General features: G+C 71.9%; 22 protein-coding genes. 12 read left to right on the top strand and 10 right to left on the bottom strand.

Translation table 11 applies throughout. The annotated features are described in order from the left end of the window. Position 1 precedes the first annotated feature (1 nt). From QSK26_RS29970 to QSK26_RS29960, 3 genes are all read left to right on the top strand, one after another. Positions 2-946: a CU044_5270 family protein gene (locus QSK26_RS29970; protein WP_285778730.1), complete on the top strand. Its 945-nt coding sequence runs from the start codon at positions 2-4 to the stop codon at positions 944-946. Next, positions 943-4302, top strand: coding sequence for a S8 family peptidase (locus QSK26_RS29965; RefSeq protein ID WP_285778641.1), 3360 nt, complete (start codon positions 943-945; stop codon positions 4300-4302). The genes QSK26_RS29970 and QSK26_RS29965 overlap by 4 nt, the downstream gene beginning before the upstream one ends. A 309-nt stretch (positions 4303-4611) precedes the next feature. Continuing rightward, positions 4612-5745: a lytic polysaccharide monooxygenase auxiliary activity family 9 protein gene (locus QSK26_RS29960; protein WP_285778640.1), complete on the top strand. Its 1134-nt coding sequence runs from the start codon at positions 4612-4614 to the stop codon at positions 5743-5745. A 324-nt stretch (positions 5746-6069) separates the two neighbouring features. Here QSK26_RS29960 and QSK26_RS29955 read toward each other — a convergent pair whose 3' ends face one another. Further along, on the bottom strand, positions 6070-6912 hold the full coding sequence (locus QSK26_RS29955; protein WP_285778639.1) for a tryptophan 2,3-dioxygenase: 843 nt from the start codon (positions 6910-6912) through the stop codon (positions 6070-6072). A gap of 133 nt (positions 6913-7045) precedes the next feature. On the opposite strand from QSK26_RS29955, the gene QSK26_RS29950 reads away from it, so the two are divergent. Next, entirely contained in the window at positions 7046-7486 is a 441-nt protein-coding gene (locus tag QSK26_RS29950; RefSeq protein ID WP_285778638.1) for an Lrp/AsnC family transcriptional regulator, read from the top strand. Here QSK26_RS29950 and QSK26_RS29945 read toward each other — a convergent pair. Beyond that, the gene (locus QSK26_RS29945; RefSeq protein WP_285778637.1) at positions 7475-8563 is read right to left on the bottom strand and encodes an alpha/beta hydrolase; all 1089 of its coding nucleotides are present in this window, start codon (positions 8561-8563) and stop codon (positions 7475-7477) included. The genes QSK26_RS29950 and QSK26_RS29945 overlap by 12 nt on opposite strands. Before the next feature lie 25 nt (positions 8564-8588). Then, on the bottom strand, positions 8589-9032 hold the full coding sequence (locus QSK26_RS29940) for a MarR family winged helix-turn-helix transcriptional regulator (protein ID WP_285778636.1): 444 nt from the start codon (positions 9030-9032) through the stop codon (positions 8589-8591). Positions 9033-9128: 96 nt separating this feature from the next. Between QSK26_RS29940 and QSK26_RS29935 the strand changes: the two genes are divergently transcribed. The 4 genes from QSK26_RS29935 (at position 9129) to QSK26_RS29920 (ending at position 11761) form a co-directional block, all read left to right on the top strand. Next, positions 9129-9539: an organic hydroperoxide resistance protein gene (locus QSK26_RS29935; RefSeq protein ID WP_285778635.1), complete on the top strand. Its 411-nt coding sequence runs from the start codon at positions 9129-9131 to the stop codon at positions 9537-9539. A 58-nt stretch (positions 9540-9597) separates the two neighbouring features. Then, positions 9598-10161: a GNAT family N-acetyltransferase gene (locus QSK26_RS29930; RefSeq protein WP_285778634.1), complete on the top strand. Its 564-nt coding sequence runs from the start codon at positions 9598-9600 to the stop codon at positions 10159-10161. 32 nt (positions 10162-10193) lie between these two features. Continuing rightward, positions 10194-10598: a nitroreductase family deazaflavin-dependent oxidoreductase gene (locus QSK26_RS29925; RefSeq protein ID WP_285778729.1), complete on the top strand. Its 405-nt coding sequence runs from the start codon at positions 10194-10196 to the stop codon at positions 10596-10598. 71 nt (positions 10599-10669) lie between these two features. After that, positions 10670-11761, top strand: coding sequence for a D-alanyl-D-alanine carboxypeptidase family protein (locus tag QSK26_RS29920; RefSeq protein WP_285778633.1), 1092 nt, complete (start codon positions 10670-10672; stop codon positions 11759-11761). A gap of 24 nt (positions 11762-11785) precedes the next feature. Here the strand turns inward: QSK26_RS29920 and QSK26_RS29915 are convergent, their stop codons facing one another. From QSK26_RS29915 to QSK26_RS29885, 7 genes are all read right to left on the bottom strand, one after another. Further along, positions 11786-12913, bottom strand: coding sequence for an MBL fold metallo-hydrolase (locus QSK26_RS29915; protein WP_285778632.1), 1128 nt, complete (start codon positions 12911-12913; stop codon positions 11786-11788). A 142-nt stretch (positions 12914-13055) separates the two neighbouring features. Further along, complete coding sequence (locus tag QSK26_RS29910) at positions 13056-14549, bottom strand: Nramp family divalent metal transporter (RefSeq protein WP_285778631.1); 1494 nt, start codon at positions 14547-14549, stop codon at positions 13056-13058. A gap of 104 nt (positions 14550-14653) precedes the next feature. Then, a complete protein-coding gene (gene pgeF / locus QSK26_RS29905; protein ID WP_285778630.1) occupies positions 14654-15367 on the bottom strand; it encodes a peptidoglycan editing factor PgeF in 714 nt (237 codons plus the stop codon). Beyond that, positions 15364-16533, bottom strand: a complete 1170-nt coding sequence (gene glgA / locus QSK26_RS29900) for a glycogen synthase (protein WP_285778629.1) — start codon at positions 16531-16533, stop codon at positions 15364-15366. The genes pgeF and glgA overlap by 4 nt, the downstream gene beginning before the upstream one ends. A 253-nt stretch (positions 16534-16786) precedes the next feature. Continuing rightward, positions 16787-17056: a hypothetical protein gene (locus tag QSK26_RS29895; protein ID WP_285778628.1), complete on the bottom strand. Its 270-nt coding sequence runs from the start codon at positions 17054-17056 to the stop codon at positions 16787-16789. Next, positions 17053-17373: a hypothetical protein gene (locus QSK26_RS29890; protein WP_285778627.1), complete on the bottom strand. Its 321-nt coding sequence runs from the start codon at positions 17371-17373 to the stop codon at positions 17053-17055. The genes QSK26_RS29895 and QSK26_RS29890 overlap by 4 nt, the downstream gene beginning before the upstream one ends. Next, on the bottom strand, positions 17370-17651 hold the full coding sequence (locus QSK26_RS29885; protein ID WP_285778626.1) for a hypothetical protein: 282 nt from the start codon (positions 17649-17651) through the stop codon (positions 17370-17372). The genes QSK26_RS29890 and QSK26_RS29885 overlap by 4 nt, the downstream gene beginning before the upstream one ends. 172 nt (positions 17652-17823) lie before the next feature. Here QSK26_RS29885 and QSK26_RS29880 point away from each other — a divergent pair, with 172 nt between their 5' ends. From QSK26_RS29880 to QSK26_RS29865, 4 genes are all read left to right on the top strand, one after another. Continuing rightward, positions 17824-19068 carry an NsdA family TPR-like regulatory protein gene (locus QSK26_RS29880; RefSeq protein WP_285778625.1) on the top strand — a complete coding sequence of 415 codons (1245 nt, stop codon included), beginning with the start codon at positions 17824-17826 and terminating at the stop codon, positions 19066-19068. Positions 19069-19287: 219 nt separating this feature from the next. After that, positions 19288-20523, top strand: coding sequence for a glucose-1-phosphate adenylyltransferase (glgC, locus tag QSK26_RS29875; protein ID WP_285778624.1), 1236 nt, complete (start codon positions 19288-19290; stop codon positions 20521-20523). 139 nt (positions 20524-20662) lie between these two features. Further along, the gene (locus tag QSK26_RS29870) at positions 20663-21313 is read left to right on the top strand and encodes a hypothetical protein (protein ID WP_285778623.1); all 651 of its coding nucleotides are present in this window, start codon (positions 20663-20665) and stop codon (positions 21311-21313) included. Between the two features lie 44 nt (positions 21314-21357). Then, positions 21358-22932: a hypothetical protein gene (locus tag QSK26_RS29865; RefSeq protein WP_285778622.1), complete on the top strand. Its 1575-nt coding sequence runs from the start codon at positions 21358-21360 to the stop codon at positions 22930-22932. The last annotated feature ends 31 nt before the right edge of the window (positions 22933-22963 follow it).

The following is a 22963-nucleotide window of genomic DNA, read 5'->3' as shown; positions in this document are numbered from 1 at the left end:
GATGACCGTACTCAACCGGCTGCGCGAGGGCATTCCGCCGCAGCAGGACGTGGGCGCGGAGAGGAACCGCCTGCTCGCCGAGATACGTGGTGAGTCGTCGGTGCCCGTCCGGCTCGGGCCGGCGCGCCCGAAGGTCCGGCTGCGCCGGGGATTGGCGCTGGCCGGGGCTTTCGGCCTGGCCGCCGCCGTGACCGTCACCGTCGCCCGGCTCGACGGCGGGCCGAAGACACCGGTCACCCGGCCTCCCGTGGCCGCCGTGCAGGTCAGCGCCGCGTCGGTGCTGGAGAAGGCGGCCCTGGTCGCCGAGAAGAGCAAGGTCGTCGCATGGCGGCCGGAGCAGTGGTTCTACCTGAAGAAGACGCAGCCCGGCTCCCCGGTTCTCCCGGTGTACGAGCTGTGGACCCGGATGGACGGCGAGCGGCAGGCGGTGCGCGAAGCGGACGGCAAGCTCAGGGTGGGGCCGGGGGAGAAGGGGCCGATGAACCCCGCCAAGACCCAGCGGAAGATCGAGAACCTTCCCTCCGACCCGGGCGCGATGCTGGAACACTTCCGGGAGGACGCGGACGGGATGCGATTCGGCCGCACCATCTGCGGTGATCCGTCCCCCCCTTGCCCGGCGGGTACGGAGAAGGACGTCGAGGCGTACGCGGCGCTCCGGTGGTACATGGAGTACGGCCCGCTCATCCCGCCGGACAAGGCCGCGGCGATGTACCGGGCGATGGCCATGATCCCGGGCATCCAGCTCGACGAGAACGCGACGACGACAGAGGGCCGCAAGGGCATCGGCGTCGTCTTCGACGCGGGCCCCGGTGGAAAGCACTACACGATTCTCGATCCGGTCGACTACCGCTATCTCGGGGTGAAGGACCTGACTCGTTCGGGACGGGTCGTCGGCGGCTCCGTCCTCGCCTCGGGCCTGGTCGACAAGCCTGGGGAGACCCCGTGACCGCCGTGCGACGGGGCTCGGCCGCCGTCCTGCTCGGCGTCGCGCTGCTGGTCAACGGCGTGGACGACGTACCCGCCGCCGCCGAGGCCGCCCGGACGGCGTCGCCCGGGTCCTCGCCAGACGCCGCGGCGGCCCCCGCGGTGCCCGGCACGGCGGGGCAGCGGCGCACCGTGACGCTGATCACCGGGGACCGGGTGACGGTCCTGGCGGACGGCGGCGTCCAGGTGACCGCGGGTAAGGGGCGCGAGGGCGTCACCTTCGCCACCCAGCAGGTCGGCGGGCGGCTGCGGGTCATCCCCGGCGACGCGTTCGCACTGCTGCGCCAGGACCGTCTGGACCCCCGGCTGTTCGACGTGACGACGCTGCTGGAGTTCGGCTACGACGACCGGCGGGCGGACCTGCCGCTCATCCTGACCCGCTCCGGCGGCGCGGCCGAGCTGCGGTCGCCGCTGGCCGCGCACGGCGCCCGGGTCGTCCGTGACCTGCCCGCCGTGAACGGCGTCGCCGTGCGGGAGAGCAAGGCCGACGGCGCCCGCCTCTGGAAGGACCTCGTCCGCGGTCCGGACTCCCGGACGCTGGCCGCGCCGTCGGCCAAGGTCTGGCTGGACGGCAAGGCGAAGGTGTCGCTGGACGTCAGCGTCGGGCAGATCGGCGCCCCCGTCGCCTGGGCGAAGGGGTACACCGGGAAGGGAGTCAAGGTCGCGGTCGTGGACACCGGCGTGGACGCCACCCACCCCGACCTGGCCGGCAAGGTGGCGGCACGGGCCGACTTCACCGAGGAGCCCGGCGAGCGGGATCTGGTCGGGCACGGCACCCACGTCGCCTCGACCATCGCCGGCAGTGGCGCGGCCTCCGGCGGAACCCACCGGGGGGTCGCACCCGACGCCACGCTGCTGGACGCCAGGGTCTGCGTATCCACCCTCTGCGCCGACTCGGCGATCCTGGCGGGGATGCAGTGGGCCGCCGAGCAGGGCGCCCAGATCGCGAACCTCAGCCTGGGCCACCAGGACTTCCCCGGACTCGACCCGCTGGAACAGGCCGTCCAGACCCTGACCGACCGGTACGGCATCCTGTTCGTGGTGGCCGCCGGCAACCGGGGCGCCGACCGCACCGTCAACTCCCCCGGAAGTGCCGACTCGGCGCTCACCGTGGGCGCCGTGGACAGGTCCGGTGCGCCGGCGGGCTTCTCCAGCCGGGGCCCGCGCGCCGGCGACTCGGCGCTGAAGCCCGACCTCACAGCACCGGGGGTCGACATCAGCGCGGCGCGGAGCAAGGACTCCCCCGGCGAGGGCCCCTACACGGTCATGTCCGGCACCTCGATGGCCACGCCGCATGTCGCCGGCGCGGCCGCGATCCTCGCGGGACAACACCCCGGGTGGAAGCCGGACGCGCTGAAGTCGGCGCTGATGGCGAGCGCGCGGCCGCATCCGGAGACCGGCGTCTTCGCCCAGGGCGCGGGCCGGGTGGACGTGGCGCGGGCGACGTCCCAGCTCGTGACGGCCCAGCCCGGCGGGCTGGGCTTCGGCCGCCAGATGTGGCCGCACACCGACGATCAGCCGATCACCAGGAAGGTGACATACCGCAACACGGGCCCCACCTCGACGACGCTCCGGCTCACGATCCGGGCGATCGACGGGCGCGGCAGGCCGCTGTCGTCGTCACCGTTCTCCGTGAGCCCGGACACGGTGACCGTCCCGGCGGGAGGTGAGGCGCAGGCGACCGTCACCGCCGACACCCGCGCGGACGTCGCGGACGGGTTCATCGGCGGCTACCTGGTGGCGACCGGGGACGACGGCGTGTCCGTCGGCACGCCGCTGGGGGTCGAGAAGGAGGTGGAGAGCTACGACCTGACGCTGGAGCACCTCGACCGCGAAGGCCGGCCCGCGCCGAACGACTACACGTTCATCCTCAGGACCGACGTCACCCAGGAGGAGGCGCGTCCCCTGGAGGTCGAGAACGGTGACGGCACGATCACCCTGCGGCTCCCCAAGGGGGAATACCTGATCGACAGCAGGACCCTCGACGACCAAGGGGACACCATGCTCGTCCATCCGGGCCTGGAACTGCACTCCTCGCAGACCTTGGTGCTCGACACGCGCCTCGGCCGCCCGGTGTCCGTCGGTGTCCCCGACAGGTCCGCGATCTCCCTGCTCAGCGAGGTGACGTATGGCGGCGAACTCCTCGACGGCCAGAAGTTCTTCGAGGGCTTCATCGCCGATTCGTTCGACCGGCGGTTCGTCGCGCAACTCGGCCCGGCCCGGAAGCACGACCTGCTCACCAAGGTCGGGGGCCAATGGGCCGTGCCCGGACCGGACGGCGGACCGGACGGCGGCCCGGACGGCAGCCCGTCCGCCTACCGGCTGGCGTGGTTCATCCCCGGCGGGGTGCCCACGGGCTTCACGAGGAACGTCGCCCAGAAGGACCTGGCGACGATCCGCAGGGACTACGCCGCGCAGCGGCCCGGCTCGCTCGGCGAGGCGGGAAGCGGCGCCTGGCCCGCTGACGACTGGTTCTTCACCACCACGTTCCTCACGAATTTCGCCCTGCCCTTCACCCACACCGAGTACGTCAACACCGACGGCGGGATCCGCTGGAGGACCTCCTTCCACGAGTCCGGCTCCGACGACGTGGGAGGCCAGAGCTCGTCCGCGACCCGGTACGAGGCGAGGCGCGCCTACGCCGAGAAGTGGAACCGCGGAGTCTTCGGGCCGGCCCTCCTCATCGGCAGGGACGCCCCCGCCGTCACCCGCACCGGCGACAGGATCACAGCTCAGCCGTTGCTTTACGGCGACGGGGCCGGGCACGCGGGATACTGGGGGCCTCTCACGCGGGAACGCCTCGCCCTCTACCGTGACGGGCGACTGCTGACCGACGAGCCGTTCCTGTTCACGAACGTGGAGGTGCCGCCCGAGGACGCGGCCTACCGCCTGGTGGCCGAAGCCGAGCGCGGCGACGGTTCCCTGCCGTCCGCCCGCACCTCGGTCGCCTGGACGTTCCGCTCGGCCGCCGGCCGGGACGGCACGAGGACGGCGCTTCCGCTGTCGGTGATCCGGTTCTCCCCCGACCTGGACCGGCACAACACCGCGCCCGCGGGCAGGGTGTTCACCGTCCCGGTGACCGTACAGGCGCAGCCGGAGTCTTCGGCCGGTCCGACGCGTGACCTCTCCGCCGAGGTGTCCTACGACGACGGCGCCACCTGGGAACCGGCGAAGGTGCTGCGCTCCGGCGGGAACGGCACGCTCGTGCTGCGGCACCCGTCCTCGGACGGGTTCGTGTCGCTGCGCGCAAGTTCGGCCGACGCCGCGGGCAACACCGTCGAACAGACGGTCATCCGGGCCTACCGGATCGCCCGCTGAACCGCTTCCCCGGGGCCCGGCCCCGGGGAAGCGCGGCCCGCCCGGCCGGCCGGTCGGGGAAAGGCCGTTGCCGCCCGGCGGGACGCGTGCTTCAATGCGCTTAACGCGAGTGCCGGTGGCCATTTCTCCAGCGACGCGATTGCCGGGCGGGCAGGTCGCAGGAGGGCGTGCGGCAGACGGCGGCGCCGTGCGCCGCCCCTCCGGTGTGCGGGATCCTCCTTCCGCGCTCACCGGCGGGGTGCAGGCAAGGCCGCGCCGTTCCCGGGCGCCGATCCTCCACACGGCGCCCGCAGCGCAAAGGACTCGCACGTGACATCCAGAACCGACGGGGTGACCGCCTTCCGGCGGCGCCTGTGGCTGTTCGCCCTGGCCGGGGTGGTCGCCCTGGTGACGGCGCTCATCACCCTGCCCGACGAGGCGGACGCGCACGGCGCCGCGATGGTGCCCGGCAGCCGCACCTGGCTGTGCTACCAGGACGGCCTGCGGGCCAACGGGCAGATCATCCCCTACAACCCCGCCTGCGCGGCGGCGGTCAACCAGGGCGGCCAGCAGCCGCTGTACGACTGGTACAGCGTGCTTCGCTCCGACGCCAACGGCCGGACCAGCGGGTTCATCCCCGACGGCCAGATCTGCGGCGCCGGCACCACGAAGTACGCGGCCTACAACGCGGCCCGGACGGACTGGCCGCTGACCCACCTGACCTCCGGGGCGAACATCCAGTGGCGGTTCAGCAACTGGGCGCACCATCCGGGCAGGTTCGACCTCTACGTCACCAGGAACGGCTGGAACCCCAACGCCCCGCTGGCCTGGAGCGACCTGGAGCGGTTCAACACGGTCACCAACCCGCCCCAGTCCGGCCCGCCCGGAGCGCTCAACTACTACTACTGGAACGCCCAGCTTCCCTCCGGCAAGTCCGGCAGGCACATCATCTTCGTGCACTGGATCCGCTCCGACAGCCAGGAGAACTTCTACAGCTGCTCCGACGTCACCTTCGACGGCGGCAACGGCCAGGTCACCGGCGTGGGCCCGAACGGCACCACCCCGCCGGTGACGCCCACCGCCAATCCCACGGTCACGCCCACGGTGCCCCCGACGGTGACCCCCACGGTGACCCCCACGGTGACGCCGACCGTCCCGCCGGACCCGGCGTCCTGCACCGCCACCGTCACGGCCACCACCACCTGGAGCGACGGGTTCCAGGGGGCGGTGACGATCCGCAACACCGGCACGAGCCCGATCAACAACTGGTACGTGCAGTGGACCCAACCGGCGGGCGTGACCATCAGCCAGAGCTGGAACGGCACGCACATGCAGAGCGGGACCACGGCGATGATCCACGCGGCGGCGTGGAACGGAACCCTGGCCCCGGGGGCGTCGGCGAACGCCGGATTCCTCGCGACCGGCTCGGGCTCCCCGTCCTTCACGAACATCAGCTGCGGGTGACCCGAGGGTTGACCCGAGGCTGATCTGAGGCGAAATCGCGAAAACGGCAAGACAGCACGGCCGGTCTCGGAGGTTCTCCGCGACCGGCCGTGCTGAATATCCGGGCGGTGCCCTTCGCAGGGGCAGGTGTTGCACGCGAGTGGTGGCCACTTCTTGAGCGGCCTCACCTCCTTGGTCCGGCGAGACGTGCGGGAGCGCTCCCATGCATGCATTGGGAGGTTACGTCCGCATCCGGCCGGCACCGAGGCGCCGCCCGCCCAGCCCTTGTCGGAGGCACATCCTCGCAGGTCAGCGGCATGGTGGCGGATGAAATTTTCAGCCGTCTCACATGGCGGTGCGGGCCGTCCACAGCTCGGGGAAGACCTCCCTGGCCAGGCTGCGCTCCAGCCAGGCGAGCCCGCTGGAACCGCCGGAACCCGGCTTGGCCCCCATCGACCTGCGCACGGCGAGCAGATGGCGGTGCTTCCACTCCGCGAAGCGGCCGGCCACGTCCACCAGCGTCTCGGCCAGCTCGACCAGTTCCCCGCGCTCGTAGACCGCCCGCCAGGCCGCCTCGACCTCCGCCCCCGGCCGGTAGGCGGCGGTCAGGTCGCGCTCCAGCACGGCGGCGGGCACTGGGTAGCCGTGCCTGGCGAGCAGCGCCAGCGCGGTGTCGTACAGGCTGGGCGCGGCAAGCGCCTCGGTCAGCTCGCGGTACGCGCCGGGCACGCTCCGGTGCGGGCGGGTCAGCGGCTCGGACTTGTTGCCGAGCAGGAACTCCACATGCCGGTACATCGCCGACTGGAATCCCGACGCCTCCCCCAGCTGGTCCCTGAACAGGTTGAACCGCTGCGGGGTGAGCCTGCCCAGGGACGCCCAGGCCGCGTTCAGCGGCTCGAAGTGGCACACGCTGCGCCGCAGGGTCGCCGTCGCCCCGGTCACGTCGTCGCCGTCGAGGTGCCGTTGCGCGAGCCGCCACTCGGCCCGCAGCAACCCGAAGTAGAGCTCCATGACCTGCGTGGTGACCAGGAAGACGCGCTCCTCGGGCACGTCGGTGACCGTCCGCTGGAGGCCGTGCAGGACGGCGGTGCCCACGTACTCGTCGTACGGCGTGGCCCGCCCGAAGTCCAGCGTCGGGCTTCCGTGGTTCCCCGCCGCCGTGGCCGCCCGCTCCTTCTCCGTGATCATGACTCCTCCTTCACACCCCCATCGTGTAACACCGCTGGGCGCCCGGAGAAGATGGGTCTATCGTGGTTCCCCGGATCCGGGCTTCCGATCGGAAGGCGATTGTCCGGTTCCGCCTTCAGAGTGACGGAGGGTGATGATGGACGCGATGGACTGGGCGCTGCTGGGCGAGTTGCAGGCGGACGCCCGGCTGTCCTACAGCGAGCTGGCCAGGCGGGTGCACATGTCGGCCCCCGCGGTCGCCGAGCGGGTGCGGCGGCTGGAGGAGAGCGGGGTCATCTCCGGCTACCACGCCAGGGTCGACCTCGCCCGGGCCGGCCGCGCGGTGAGCGCGCTGATCCGGATGTCGTGCTACGGGCCGCGCTGCGTTCTGCGCGACCAGCAGGCCCTCGCCTGGCCGGAGATCATGGAGGTGCACCGGGTCACCGGCGACACGTGCTGCCTGCTCCGCGTCGCCACCGCCTCGATGCCCGGCTTCGAGGAGCTGATCGACCGGCTCGCCCCCTACGGGCAGCCCTCCAGCATGATGGTGCTGTCCAGCCCGGTCCCCTATCGTCCGGTGACCTCAGCCCAGTGACTTGACGATCTGCTCGGCGGTGTCCAGCCACAGGTGCGAGGCGGGGTCGATGACGTCGAAGTGGTCGCCCGGTCCTTCGAGGTAGACGGCCTCCCTGCCGGCCGCGCGGGCGTAGCGCCGCCCGGCGTCGACGAGGTCCGGCTCGTCGTCGGCGCCCTGGACGACGACCTGCGGCACGCCGAGCGGCAGCCGCGCCAGCGGATCGGCCGCGGCGTAGAGGCCGGGCAGCTCCGCGTGGCCGCCGCCGAGCGCGTCGCGCACGGCGCCGTTGCCGTAGTGCCGCCGGTCCTGCTCGGCCAGGTCGAACACCCCGGCCAGCGAGACGGCCAGGGTGACGGTCTCCGGCGCCTCGGCCGCGACGCGCAGCGCGAGCTGCCCGCCGGCCGAGTGCCCGAGCACCACCACCCGCCGCAGGTCCACCCGCTGGAGCTGGGCGGGGAAGCGGTCCAGGGCGGCCAGCCCGGCGCGGACGTCGGAGGTGGTGGCCGCCCAGCCGTGCACGTCGGGGCGGCGGTATTCGAGGTTCCAGGCGGCGAACCCGCGGTCGGCCAGGTCGACGCAGAGCGCGTCCATCGTGTCGGCGCCCCACGGCGAACGCCAGTTGCCGCCGTGGATGAGCACCGTCACCGGTGGAACCCGCTCGCCCATGCCGCCGGGCAGCCGGAGCTCTCCCCACTGGTCGGGGTGCAGACCGTACGGGATCCTGCGGGCGGGGCGGCGCAGGCGGTGCACGGCGTGCCGTACCGCCCAGGTGAGGCCCCACAGGCCGCGGCCGTGCAGGTGGGCGGCGCCGCCGGCCACCGGGAGCGGGCCGGTGCGGTGCAGGTCGAGCCAGACGGTGCGCGGCGTGTGCGGGCCGTGCAGCGTCATCAGCCGCCTGGCCTCGGGGTCCGGGCCGGGCAGCACCACCAGCGCCCCCGCGTCCGCGGCGCCGATCAGCCTGCCGAGGGCCGGCACGCTCCCGGCGGCGGCCACCCGCCCGTGGACGCCGAGGGCGCGGAACTCGCGGCCGGCCAGCTTCTCCACCAGGTCGGGGTCGGCGACGAGCCCGGGCCCGGTCAGCACCGTCACGTTCATGCCGGCTCCGCCGCCCGCTCCGTGCTCAGGCACCGACGGCCGCGTCAAGGGTCGCGGTGAGCCGCCGCAGGGTGGACCGGAGCTCGGCCAGCTCGCGCGGGTCGAGCCCGCTGGAGCCGACGATCGTCTTCGGCACGTCCGCCGCCCGCTCCTTGAGCCGCCGCCCCTCGGGCGTCAGCCGCACCAGCACGGACCGCTCGTCCGCCCGGCTGCGCTCGCGGCGCACGAAACCCGCCGCCTCCAGCCGCTTGAGCAGCGGGGAGAGCGTGCCGGAGTCCAGCCGCAGCGCCGTGCCGAGCTCCTTGACGGTCACCGGCTCGCGCTCCCACAGCACGAGCATCACCAGGTATTGCGGATAGGTCAGACCAAGACCGCCGAGCACACGCCGGTAGGCGCCGTCGAAGGCACGCGACGCGGCGTGCACGGCGAAGCAGAGCTGCCGGTCGAGCAGTAGCCAGTCGGACTCCATGAGGGAACGATACACCTTGACGACACACAATTAAATTGTGCACAATCAATCTGTCCGTCACCCATCGCGTACTAAATCGGGATATTGGGAGTACTCATGAGCACCGTCTACACCGGGATCGCCACCGCCTCGGGCCGCGACGGCCGGGCCGTCTCCTCCGACGGCATCCTCGACCTCACCCTCGCGCGGCAGAAGGAGATGGGCGGCTCCGGCGCGGGCACCAACCCCGAGCAGCTCTTCGCCGCCGGTTACGCCGCCTGCTACTCCAGCGCGCTGTCCCTCGTCGCGCGCAGCCGGAAGATCGACGTCTCCGACGTCTCCGTCACCGCCGAGGTCAGCCTGCTCAAGGACGACGGCGGCTTCGGCCTGGGGGTGACCCTGCGCGTCGAACTGCCCGACGAGCTGCACGGCGAGGTCGGCCAGGGACTCGTCGAGGCCGCCCACCAGGTGTGCCCCTACTCCAAGGCCACCCGGGGCAACATCCCCGTCGAGCTGGTCGTCGAATAGATCATATTTCAGGGGGTTATAGCTAGATCTGTGGTGGATTAGGGGTTAACGTCGCCCCATGTGCGGCTTCGAGATCACCGGCAAGGGCCTGGGGCTGCGCCAGGTGCGCCCACAGGACGCCGACGCGCTCCTCGCCGTCTACGGCGATCCCGCCGCCACCGAGCACATGCCCTTCGATCCCTGGACCAGGGGACAGGTCGAGCGGATGATCGCCCAGGCGCTCGACGCGGCGGCGGAGCACCCACGCCAGATCCACCTGATGTCGGTGATCGAACTGGACACCGGCCAGGTCATCGGAGTGGCACGGATCCGGATCGAGGCCGATCACCCGCACAGCGCGGAGATCGGCCTCGGTCTGCGTCCCGACCACTGGGGGCGGGGTCAGGGAAGCGACCTCGTCCGGCTGGTGCTGCACTACGGGTTCAGGATGCTCGGCCTGCACCGGATGTGGGGCGCCCGCGCCCCCGCCAACACGGCCGCCCAGCTCGCGATGCTGACCGCCGGAATGGTGGAGGAGGGCCGGATCCGCCACCACGTACGGGCCCGGGGGGCCTGGCGCGACTCGATCGTGCACTCCGCACTCGACGACGAGTGGGAGGGGCACCGCGCGCTGGGTAGGTGAGCGATGTGCCAAGGATCGAAAGGCAGGCCACCATGCTGTACGGCGAAGAGCATGTCAAGCGTTATCGAGCCACCGACGGCGAAGAGGGCCACGAGTGGCAGGGGACGGTCACGCTGATCCTCACCACCACCGGCCGCAGGAGCGGCGAGCGGCACTCCACGCCCCTCATCTACCAGCGGTCCGGCGACGACTACCTGCTCGTCGCCTCCAAGGGCGGCTCCGACGCCCCGCCCGCCTGGTACCTCAACCTCCAGGCGAACCCCGAGGTCGAGGTCCAGGTCAAGGCCGACAGGTTCCGGGCGCGGGCGCGCACGGCGACGCCGGAGGAGAAGCCGGAGATGTGGCGGACGATGACCGCCGCGTGGCCGGCCTACGACGAGTACCAGACCAAGACCGACAGGGAGATCCCCGTCGTGGTGCTGGAGCGGCTGCCCTGACCGTCCCCGCGCGGGACCGGCCGTGTCCTGATCGGCGGACTCCCGGCGGCGGAATCTGGTAAAAGGGCGGGATGAGACGTCGTTGGAAGCCGTGGCTGGTCGCGGCGGCCGCCCTGCCAGTCGTCGCCGGGTGCGCGCACGCCGAGCCGGACGCGGCCCCCGCGCCGCCCAGGCCCCCGGCCGGGGCGGCGCCCGGGAGCACCGCCGGGGCCGCTCCGCAGTCTCCGGCGGAGCCGGCCGCGGAGCGCCCCGCCGCGTCCGCCGCCGGGCGTGAGGCGAGGCCCGGGGTGAAGGTGCCGCCCGGGACCACGGCGGGCTACGTCGTGTTCGACCGCAGGACGGGGAAGATCACCGCGCAGCGTAACGCGCACCGCCCGTTCAGGTCGGCGTCGGTGGTCAAGATCCTCATCGCCGTCGACCACCTGGAGCGCGCCGGAAGCGTCCCGGACTCCGACGCCGCCCTGCTCAGGGTCATGCTGAGGTCCAGCGACGACGACGCGGCCACCACGTTCTGGAACCGCGGCGGCCGGAAGCAGATCATCCAGCGGATGGCGCGGAAGCTGGGGCTCTCCGACACCGCGCCGCCGCCGGACGACCTGCCCGGGTTCTGGGGCTACACCTCGATCAGCGCCCACGACATCGCGAAGACCTACCGCTACCTCTTCGACCGCGCCGACCCGAAGGTGCGCGGGCTCGTCCTGGGTCACCTGCGCAAGGCGACGAAGTGCGGCAGCGACGGTTTCGACCAGTCCTTCGGCATCCCGGACGCGATCAGCCGCCCGTGGGCGGTCAAGCAGGGCTGGTCCGGCTTCGGCACCACGCCCCCGGTCCGCTGCGGCGGCCCCTCGGCCGGCCGCCCTCCCCTCCCCCAGGCCACCGCCGTCACCCCGGCACAACAGGCCGTCGCCGTCACCCCGGCACGGCAGGCGGGCACGGTCACCCCGGCACGGCAGGCCGTCGCGGTCACCCCGGCACGGCAGGCGGGCAACCGCGCGGTTCCCGACTACGGCCGGCCGGTGCTGCACACCACCGGGATCGTCGGCCGGGACGACCGGCTGATCATGGTGCTGCTGACCGCCCACCCGGCGGGCTCGTCGTGGCGGGACTCGGTCCGCAGGACCACCGCGCTCGCCGCCGCGGTCCACCGCAGCGGTCGCCCATAGGGCCTCCTCCCGAGGACAGGGGGCTCAGGCCAGGGTCTGCCACCAGCCGTCCACCGGCGGCGGGTCGTCGGCGCTGATCCGCTCGCCGGGACGCGGCACCACCAGGCGCACGTCCCTGGCCTTGGCCTCGGTCCAGAGCCGGTCGACGGGCTCGCTCCACGGGTGCACGGACAGCTTGAACGTGCCCCAGTGCACCGGGAGCAGCACGTCGCCGCGCAGGTCGAGGTGGGCCTCGACGGCCTCCTCCGGCGTCATGTGGATGTCGGGCCAGGCCGCACTGTAGGCGCCGATCTGGATGAGCGTCAGGTCGAACGGGCCGTGCGCCCGGCCGATCTCCGCGTAGCCGTCGAAGTAGCCCGAGTCGCCGGTGTAGAACACCCGCCTGCGCTGGCCGGCGACGACCCACGAGCTCCACAGCGTCTGGTTGCGGGCGAAGGCCCGCCCGGAGAAGTGCCGGGCGGCGGTCGCGGTGAAGCGCAGCCCGCCGACGGTGGCGTCCTCCTCCCAGTCGAGCTCCACGATCCGGGACCGCGGCACACCCCACCGCTCCAGGTGCGCGCCCACGCCCAGCGGCACCAGGAACGGCACCGACCTGGTCCGGGTGAGGGTCCGCACGGTGGCCCGGTCGAGGTGGTCGTAGTGGTCGTGCGAGATCACCACGGCGTCGATGTGCGGCAGCCGTTCGATGGGCAGCGGCACCGGGTGCACGCGGCGCGGGCCGGCCAGCGCGGACGGCGAGCAGCGGTCGCTCCAGACCGGGTCGAACAGCACCCGGCGGCCCTCGATCTCCACCAGCGCGGTGGAGTGGCCCATCCAGGTGACGTGCAGCCCGCCCGTGGTGAGCGGCCCGGCCGGGCCGGTCGAGGGCCGCACGACGGGCACCGTGCCGCGCGGCGCGCGGTGGTCGTCGTCGAAGAGCAGCTGGCGCAGCACCCGCTTGCCGGTGCCGTGCGGGATCACCGCGCCCGGCACCGGGTTGCGGAACGCCTCGCCGTCGAACTGCGGGGACCGGCGCACCCGCCGGGCGCGCGCGCCGGAGGGCGCCGCGCCCAATGAGGCGGGGATGTCGCGCAGGGCCCACAGGCCCGCCGCGACGGCGACCGTGGCCGTCACCGCGGCCGCGAGGGCGCCCCGGCCGCCCCGCATCCGCATCGGTGACCCCCGTCGTGCCAAGTGCCGCTGCAGTGCCATGAGGCGCCCTCTCCATTCGACAGTCGCGTCCGACCTTCCCAACGGTCAACGCACCTTAATGGATCGGCGTTCCGGGCACGGGGCGGACCACCCGGAACGGGCCTCAGAAGGTGACCAGCGGCTCTCCGAAGGTGTCGGCGATGAAGTTGACGAAGAAGAAGCCGAAGAACAGGAAGTTCAGCACCAGGAAGAGGTAGTGCCACCAGCGCGGCCGGGCCACCTTGGGCAGCCTGCTGTTGAGGTACATCAGCAGGAACGGGTAGATCAGCGCGCCCAGGTTGGACATGTTGGCCGACCACTGGACGAGGCTGATCGGCAGCGCGAAGTGCAGGATGATCGAGATGACCACCATCAGGAAGAACATGAACGGGTAGTAGAACCGGCGCGGGTCGCCCTCGATCAGCGCGCGCAGCCGCGGGCTGGTCGCGTGCGAGGCGTCGGTAACGACCCGGACCATGCCCTCGAAGATGCCGAGCTGGGTGGAGAAGAGGATGAGCACGCCGAGGACCAGCGCCCCGTAGAACATCCCCTGGCCGTACTCGCCGCCGAGCGCGCTGGCCACGAAGGTGGGCACGTTCTCCTGGGTGGGCCGCTCGCCGGACAGTTCGACCGCGCGGTTCATCAGGATGGTGGGCAGCAGCATGCCGAGCATCGCGCCGACGAAGAAGACGCCCCACATGTCCACGAGCAGCAGCCGGTACCACCGCTTCCACATCCCGGCGTTGCGCTCGTCGTCGGGGAAGGTCACCCCGCTGGCCAGGATCTCGGTGCGTTCACCGCGCAGGCCGGCGATGAAGCCGACCCGGTGGCCCATGCCGTACCCCTTGTCGCGGTAGTGGCCCATGACGTACCAGTTGAGGCCGGAGGCGAGCGCGGTGAACCCGGCGAGGCCGCCGAGCTGGGTGGCGGTGATGCCGGCCGGGGGCGCGGCGGGGGTGACGAACCCGACGATCGCGTCCCACCACTGCGAGAAGGGCACCACGAAGACGTTGATGAGCAGCAGCGCGACCAGGATCGCGCCCACCATCACCCAGTTGGCGAGTTCGAGGGCGCGGCTGACCCGGCGGGCGGCGGCGGTGATGAGGAAGACCAGGAACAGCAGGGCGATGGCCCACAGGCGCGGTTCTTCGGCCCCGGAGGGCGCGAGCTCGCCGTGCACCAGCGCGTAGAGCCCCTGCCCGGCGGAGGCGGCCCAGCCGCCGGCGATGAACGCGAAGATCACGAGGAAGACGGAGATGGGCACCCAGAGCAGGAAGCCCGGGGGGACCCGGCCCCAGCCGACCACCGGGGTCTCGCCGGTGGCGATGACGTAGCGGGAGCACTCGACGTTGTAGAAGGTCTGCAGGATGGCGGAGACCAGGATCACCCAGCCGACGCCGACGAACCCGTACTGCCCGACCGCCTGCGGGCCGAGCAGCCACTCACCGCTGCCGATCGAGATGCCGAGGGCGATCAGGCTGGGCCCGACCGCGAACTTAAACAGTTCCTTGGTCCCTATCCTGGGGACCTTGAAGACCTCCTCCGGGGTGGGGAGGTCGGCGATCTCCAGTGCTGGACGGCTGACTCCTAGCTGACGTTTCTGCGTGCCTTCGGTCATGAAGGCGCCTCCTGGGATGCCTCCCCCGAGATCTGTCTTTCCCCGAGCATGATCCGGACTCAGGGCAAAGGCAAGAGTCAGATGTGATCGCCGTCACATGACCGTCACACCAGCCAGACGATCCCGGCGAACCTCCCGGTGTGCTGCTCGCGCCGGTGCGAGAAGAGTTCGGCGCTCTCGATCGTGCACCGGTCGTCGTGCCGTACGTCGCCGACGCCCGCGCGGGCGAGCTGCGCGGCGATCCCGGCCCGCAGGTCCAGGGCGGGGGTGCCCCAGGTGGTGGTGGACCAGGTCTCGGGCAGCACCCGCGCCGCGTCCTCGCGCATCTCCGCGGGCACCTCGTAGCAGCCGCCGCACGCGGCCGGGCCGATCACCGCGGTGGCCCGCGACGGGTCGGCGCCGCGGCGCACCATCTCCGCCACCAGCTCGGTGACCACACCGCCGACCGTGCCCTTGCGCCCGGCGTGGGCCGCGCCGACCACGCCGTTGTCCGGGTCGGCGACCAGCACGGGCGCGCAGTCGGCGCCCAGCACGGCGAGGCCGAGCCCCGGCCGGTCGGTCACCGCGCCGTCCAGCGCCGGCGGCTCGCCGGGGAACGGCTCGGTGACGTAGACGACCTCGGCGCTGTGCACCTGGCGGAGGAAAACCAGCCGTCCCGGCGCGAGACCGAGGTCGGCGGCGGTCTTGGCGCGGTTTTCGGCGACCGCGGCGGGGTCGTCGGAGGTCAGCGCGCCGAGGTTCCTGCTGTCGAACGGCGCGGCGCTGACGCCGCCGTGGCGGTCGGTGAAGGCCATCCTGGCCCGGCCCACGGAGATCATCGCAGTGTCCTGTACAGCTCGGCGGTGCGTTCGGCGATCCTGGTCCAGGAGAAGTGGGCGACGGCCCGCTCCCGCCCGGCCCGGCCCATGGCGGCGGCCCGCCCGGGGTCGCCGAGCAGGGCGTTGATCCGGGTGGCGAGCCCGGCGGCGAACAGCTCGGGGTCGTGCGGGGTGCCGTCGGCCGCCTGGTCGACGGGGACGAGGAGCCCGGTGGAGCCGTCCGCGACCACCTCGGGGATGCCCCCGGTGGCGGTGGCCACCACGGCGGTCTCGCAGGCCATCGCCTCCAGGTTGACGATGCCCATCGGCTCGTAGACCGACGGGCAGACGAACACCGTGGCGTGGCTGAGGATCTGGATGACCTCGGGGCGGGGCAGCATCTCGGAGATCCACACCACGCCCTCCCTGTCCAGGCCCGCGACCAGCGCGCGCACCTCGGCCTCGATCTCCGGCGTGTCCGGCGCCCCGGCGCAGAGCACGAGCTGCGCCCCCGGATCGAGGTCGCGGGCCGCGCGCAGCAGGTGCGTCAGCCCCTTCTGCCGGGTGATCCTGCCGACGAAGACGGCGTAGGGCCGGCCGGGGTCGATGCCGTGCCCGCGGAGCGCCTCTACGCCGTGGTCCGGCGCGTACTCGGCGGTGTCGATCCCGTTGTGAATCACTGTCACCTTTTCAGGCGATATTTCGGGATAAGTCGTGAGGACGTCCTTGCGCATCCCCTCCGACACCGCCACCACCGCGTCCGCCGCCGCCAGCGCGGTGCGCTCGGCCCAGGACGACAGGGTGTAGCCGCCGCCGAGCTGCTCCGCCTTCCACGGGCGCAGCGGCTCCAGGCTGTGCGTGGTGACCACGTGCGGCGTGCCGTACAGCATCTTGGCGACGTGGCCGGCGAAGTTGGCGTACCACGTGTGGCTGTGCACGACGTCCGCGCCCGCGCAGCCGGCGGCCATCTCCAGGTCGGCGCCGAGCACCTGGAGCGCGGCGTTGGCCCGCGCCAGCCCCTCCGGCGCGCGGTACGCGGTCACGCCCTCCTCCGCCCGCGGCGCGCCGAAACAGCGCACCCGCACGTCGGCCAGCCGGCGCAGCTCCCGCGCCAGATACTCGACGTGCACCCCGGCCCCGCCGTAGACCTCCGGCGGATACTCCCGGCTCAACAGATCGACACGCATACCCCGCACCTTAGCCCCAACCCCGCGCACGAAGGACGGGCGGCGGACCGGCGCGAGGACCCGTCCGGCCCCCGAACCCCTCTTCGGCGCGCCATGACCATCGGTTGAGCCACGTATCGCGTGCCCAACGCGAAGCAAGCCCGCCGGGCAGTAGGAAGCCCCGCCGCTCCGTCCCTCGCGGATGGACTCAAGCGGCGGGGCTGTGGGGCCTCGGCGGGAGCCGGCCCGGAGAGCGCGGCCCCCACCGAGGGGCTCATGGGCGGGCGCAGTGGTTCAGCGCTCCGCGGCGGCGTTCGAGGATCTCGTCCTGCTCGTTGAGACGCGTCGCGAGGTCGCGGAGCCGGCACCGGCCGATGGCGGTCCGAAGGCCCTGCCGGAGTTCGCGTCCGGTCACACCACCGCGCCGGATCGCCCACCACACGCCGTCGTGCTCGATGTCCCATCCGGGGTAGAGGTTGCGGAGCGCCTCCAGCAGCCGCCCGTCGTCGTCCTGGGGCACCGAGGCGGCCTCGTCCGGGGTCATCGCCGCTGTTCCGCGAAGCTCAAGACACGTGCGATCCGCTCGGCCGCCTCGCGGTCGTCGTCCACGGTGTCGATCGGCTCGTGCCAGGACCACCAGAACCGCCATACGTCGGCGAAGCCGGGCCCGGCGTAGATGGTCTCCGTCAGCTGCCGCGCGCCGGGGTTGGTCACCACGAGGTGCGGCATCCGGCCGTCGGCCTTCACTCCGGCTTCGAGGCCGCGGTCCTTGAGGAGCACCGCCAGGCGGGTCAGATGAGCGATGGCGGTCGTCCTGCGGGCGAGTGCCACGAGCGGGCGCGGCGTCGGCTGGTCACTCATCGGGCACCTCCCAGGACGCGAGGCCGGGGGACCACGGGGGTCATCGCGCGCATCTGCTGGGCGAGGTCCTCGGCCGTCCGAGCCCACAGAGTGAGCGGCTCGGGCGCGGCCCATGCGGCGATGGCGTAGAACTGGCGCCGGAAGAGGCTGTACATCACCAGCCACGCCGGGTGGCCGGCGTCGAGGCAGGCCGCGGCTTCCCGCTGCGCCTGGTCATACCGTCCGTGGACGACCTTCGGGTGGGGATGCCCGCACGGACAGCCCATAAGGTGTGGCATTGGGTCGCACCTCCGTTGTGCGATCAAGGGACCCGTCGATGCGCTTGGATCGCTCGGCGGGTTCCGCCAAACTGCGGCACTCCCCATCTCAACTCTCCGTGAGCACGCGCGGACAGGTGCGAGTGAGGGAGACTAGGGGAGAAGGCGTTTCCCCTGCCCCGAGGTGTTCGCCGTGAAGACGAATTCGGACCTGGCCGAACGGCTGCGCTCTGCGCGACTGGCGCGAGGCTGGGCGCAGAAGGATCTTGCGCGCCACATAGCCGACGTGGCTGCCGAAATGGGTGTTCCCATGCCGCAACGGGAGTCGCTGATCCGGGCGGTGAAGAGCTGGGAGAGCGGCGCCCACCGCCCGCGCGCCCCCTACCCGATGCTGATTGCGCGAGCGCTCGGTGCCGATGAGGGCAAGTTGTTCGGCGATGGCCGTCCCCGCGACGACGGCGACAGCGACGCCGTCGAGTTGATGACGCTCGCCGGCCGGGCCGAGACGTCCCAGCTTGGAGCCGGCACCTTGGACGATCTTGACGCGGTCGTCGATCAGCTCTGCCGCGAGTATCCGCGAACGGCACCTGCGGTGCTTCAGCGTCGGGCCAAGACACATCTGAAGTACGTCATGGACCTGCTCGATTCCCGCACAACCTTGGCGCAGCACAAGGAACTCCTCGTTCACGCCGGATGGCTGGCCGCGCTACTGGGGTGCGTCTACTTCGACCTGGGCGACCGGCTCGCCGCCGATATGGCTCGACGGCTCACCCTCCGTCTCGGCGAGCAGGCCGGGCATGGCGAGATCATCGCCTGGTCCTGGGAACTCGCCGCCTGGTTCGCACTTGTCGATGGGCGGTTCAGTGACGTGGTCACCTACGCCGAGGGCGGGCAACGCTACGCCCGGAACTCCAGCGCGGGCGCCCAGCTCACCCTCCAGGCCGGGCGCGGCTACGCCCGGATGGGGGATGCTCGCGCGACCGAAGCCCTCAAGATCGGGAAGGCCGCGCTTAACCAACTACCGCAACCCACGTCTCCAGATCACCACTTCGTGTTCGATCCCGCCAAGTACGAGTTCTATGCCGGGACGATCTTCACGCAGCTCGGGCACGACGACGCGGCGGCAGAGGAGCACGTACGCGAGGTGATCGAGCAGTGCAAGCGGCCAGGGGGCGGCATCCGTTGGCCGATGCGCCTGGCCATCACGAGCCTCGATCTCGCCGTGATCGCCACCCGTCGGGGCGACCTCGAAGAAGCCGTGTCTCAGGCCGGGACGGCGCTCATGTTGGAGCGGCGATCCGCCCAGCTTCTGCCGCGCGCCGTTGAACTGCACGCAGCGCTGCGTGAGCAGTATCCCCGTGAGCGTCTGGTGACCGACTACGGCTCGGCGCTCCACGAGGAATACGGTGTCACGCTGGGCCATCGCCCCTTGACGTGAAGCCCCCGGCTGCCTCGGTGAAGCGCGAAGAAGCCCCGCCGAACGATGATCGGCGGGGCGTCACGCTTACCCGGTGGGCGAACGGCAGGCTCGCCCGGTGCGTGCGGTCGCACCATCACGGGCTCGCGAGCGGTGACGCACCCGCCTGGCGGGCGGCGCGTGGAGATGACCGGGTGTAAATCATGTTTGGTGGGCTTTAGTAGGGTTATCGTCCTGGCTATGACGACCCCGAGTGTCCTTGCGATCGTGTTGGCCGGTGGCGAGGGGAAGCGGCTCATGCCGTTGACGGCCGATCGCGCCAAACCCGCCGTACCGTTCGGCGGGATCTACCGGTTGATCGACTTCGTGCTGTCCAACCTGGCCAACGGGCACTACCTGAAGATCGTCGTCTTGACGCAGTACAAGAACCACAGCCTGGACCGGCACATCTCGCGGACCTGGCGGCTGTCGGCGATGCTCGGCAACTACGTCACGCCGGTGCCCGCGCAGCAGCGCCTCGGGCCGCGGTGGTTCGCGGGGTCGGCGGACGCGCTGTTCCAGAACCTCAACCTGATCTACGACGAGATGCCCGAGCACGCGATCGTGTTCGGCGCCGACCACATCTACCGGATGGACCCCCGGCAGATGGTGCAGCAGCACGTGGACAGCGGCACGGACGTGACGGTGGCCGCGATCAGGCAGCCGCTGTCGCTGGCCGACCAGTTCGGCGTGATCGAGACCGACCCGGCCGGGCGCAAGATCGTCGCCTTCCGGGAGAAGCCGAAGGACGCCGTGGGCCTGCCGGACGCCCCCGACCAGGTGTACGCGTCGATGGGCAACTACGTGTTCAGGACCCAGGCGCTGATCGACGCCGTGCGGGAGGACGCGCTCGACCCGGTCAGCAAGCACGACCTGGGCGGGAACATCATCCCGATGATGGTGAAGTCGGGCGGGGCCGAGGTGTACGACTTCGCCAACAACGTGGTGCCCGGCTCGACCGACCGGGACCGCGGCTACTGGCGTGACGTGGGGACCCTGGACGCCTACTACGAGGCGCACATGGACCTGATCTCCGCGCACCCGGTGTTCAACCTCTACAACGCCCGCTGGCCGATCCACACCGGGCACGACCCGCTGCCGCCGGCGAAGTTCGTGCACAACGACGGCGACCGGGTGGGCCGGGCGGTGGACTCGCTGGTCTCCCCCGGTGTGATCATCTCCGGGGGCATGGCGTGCCGTTCGATCCTGTCGCCGCGGGTGATGATGCACTCGCACTCGCAGGTCGAGGACTCGGTGCTGATGGACAGCGTGCGGGTGGGCAGGGGCGCGATGATCCGCCGCGCGATCATCGACAAGAACGTGGTGATCCCGGACGGCGCCCGCATCGGCTTCGACCTGGAGGCGGACCGCAGCCGCTACGCGGTCACCCGCGGCGGCGTCGTCGTCATCGGGAAGAACGAGATCATTGACCGCTGATCGGACGACCTTGGTGCCGATTCCGGCGGAACGGCGGTGTCGGCACCGTCACAGCCTGTAGGCTCCCGCGGGTCACAACGGCATCGGGCCTGTACAGGCCCGCAAGGGGGGCAGTCTGGTGCGAAGGCGCCACTACATCGTGACCACGGGCGTACTCGGGACATGTCTGACACTGACCGGCTGCGGGGGCGGCCAGACCGGTGAGAACGCGTCGGCTCCGGCCGAGGACACGCAGGCGGCGAAGGACGCGCAGCCGCCTGCCGGCTTCAAGACGGTGGGCGGCGAGGCCAACGGGGTCACCGTCGCCGTCCCCGAGTCCTGGACCGCGCTCGACCTGACCAAGGACGACCTGGACCAGGGCCTGGCGCAGAGCGGGCTGAGCGGCGGCGCGCTGCGCCAGGCCAAGCGCGGACTGGAGTCGCTGGTGTCCAGCAAGGCCCTGTGGGCCTCGGACCCGGCGTCGGCGGCGCAGTCGCCGGACAAGTTCGCCACCAACCTGAACGGCTTCTGCCAGCCCAGCGCGGGTGAGACCACGGAGCAGCTGATCAGTTCGGCGAAGTCGCAGCTCGGCCGGCTCGACGCGACCATCGACGAGGCCGCCGAGGTGCCGGTCGAGGCCGGTCAGGCGGTGCGCGTCACCTACACGTTCACCAGCAAGGACGTGAAGGTCCGCGGCACCCAGTACTACGTGCCCGCGGGCGGCAGGACCTGCCTGGTCACGCTCAGCACCGACCAGAAGGACAAGCAGCAGCTGTTCGACCAGATCGGCAAGACGGTTCGCCCGGTCTGACAAGAATCAACCGATCGGCCGTGATCTACACTACTGTTCCGGCTGTGCGTAGATCGCGGCCGTTCTGGCATCTGAGTCCAGCCGAGCACAGCGTCTGGGAGGCCTATCCCACCGGCGAGTGGGTCGACCTGCGCACCGGCGACCGGGAGCGGGACGACCCCGCGGGCGGGGGCGCCTGGGGGCCGGAGCGCACGGTGCGGGCGGAGGTCCTCGTCGCGCTGCTGCTCGGCATGGCCCCGGCCGAGCCCGGCCACACACCGGGCCTGCGGCTGGCCGGCGCCAGGATCACCGGGGCGCTCGACCTGTCCGACGCCGAGATCACCACCAAGGTGCACCTGCTCAACTGCCACCTGGCCGAGACGGTGGACCTCACCGACTCGGTCACCAAGGGCGTCCGGCTGCGCGGCTGCGACCTGCGCCGGCTGCGCGCCGGGCGGTGCAGGATCGACGGCCTGCTGGACCTGGACGGCTCGACCGTGCACCAGGGCATGCGGCTGGACAACACGCACGTCACCGGCCAGTTCCGGCTGTCCAGGGCGCGGGTCTCCGCGCCTCGGCCCGGCGGCGACGGCGGTGGCGAGAGACACCTGCGCGACATCCGCGCCCCCTACTCCGGGGAGGAGCTGAAGGAGCGCGGCTACGTCCAGGACCAGTGGGCCGTGTGGGCGGGCGGGCTCAGCGTGGACGGCGGCGCCTTCATGCGCGGCCTGCGCGCCACCGGCGGCCTGCGGCTGATCGGCACCCGCTTCAGCGGCGGCCTCTACCTGCGGGAGGCCGTGGTGAAGGCGATCGGCACCCAGGCGGTGAACGGCGACCACATGGAGACCGCCAGCGCCGAGTTCAGCGGCGGGTTCAGCGCCGAGGGCACCGTGCGGCTGCGCGGCGCCCGCATCGCCGGCGTCCTGTCCTTCGACAAGGCCACCGTGAAGGCCCCCGGCCGTTCGCTGCATCTGAGTCACATGCAGGTGGACGAGCTGATCCTCACCGCGGAGAAGATCGAGGGCGAGGTCAACCTCGGCTACTCCCGGATCGGCGTACTGCTCGACCGCCCCGCCGTGTACCCGGACGCCGTGCACCTCAACGGCACGACCTACGAATCGCTGCGCGGCGACTGGACCGTCGCGGAACGCCTGAAATGGGTGTGCCGGGACCCGGGCGGCTACCGGCCGCAGCCGTACGAGCAGCTCGCGGCCTGGTACCGCCGCATCGGCCACGAGCCGGACGCCCGCCGGGTGCTGGTCGCCAAGCAGCGCGAGCGCCGCGGCACCCTCCCCGCGGCCGGCCGCGGCTGGGGCCGCCTCCTCGACGTCATGGTCGGGTACGGCTACCGCCCCTGGCTGGCCGCGGGCTGGGCCGGGCTGCTGCTGGCGGTGGGCACGACGGCGTTCTCCCTGGTGCCGCCCACCAAGATCGACCCGGAGGAGGTCCGGGCGTTCCAGCCGTTCATCTACACCCTGGACCTGCTGGCCCCGGTGAGCGTCTTCGAGCAGCGCGCCGCGTGGGAGCCGGTGGGCTGGACCCAGTGGCTGGCCGGCGTGATCATCGTCGCGGGGTGGATCCTCGCGACCGCGCTGATCGCCGGGGCGGCGCGGGTGCTGCGCCCTCAGTCCGGGTCCTGACCGTCGCGCAGCCCCGGCGTCTCCTCAATCC

The organism is Microtetraspora sp. NBRC 13810 (assembly GCF_030268685.1).
Lineage (GTDB): Bacteria > Actinomycetota > Actinomycetes > Streptosporangiales > Streptosporangiaceae > BSRQ01.
This window is presented reverse-complemented; position numbering and strand designations above follow the sequence as displayed.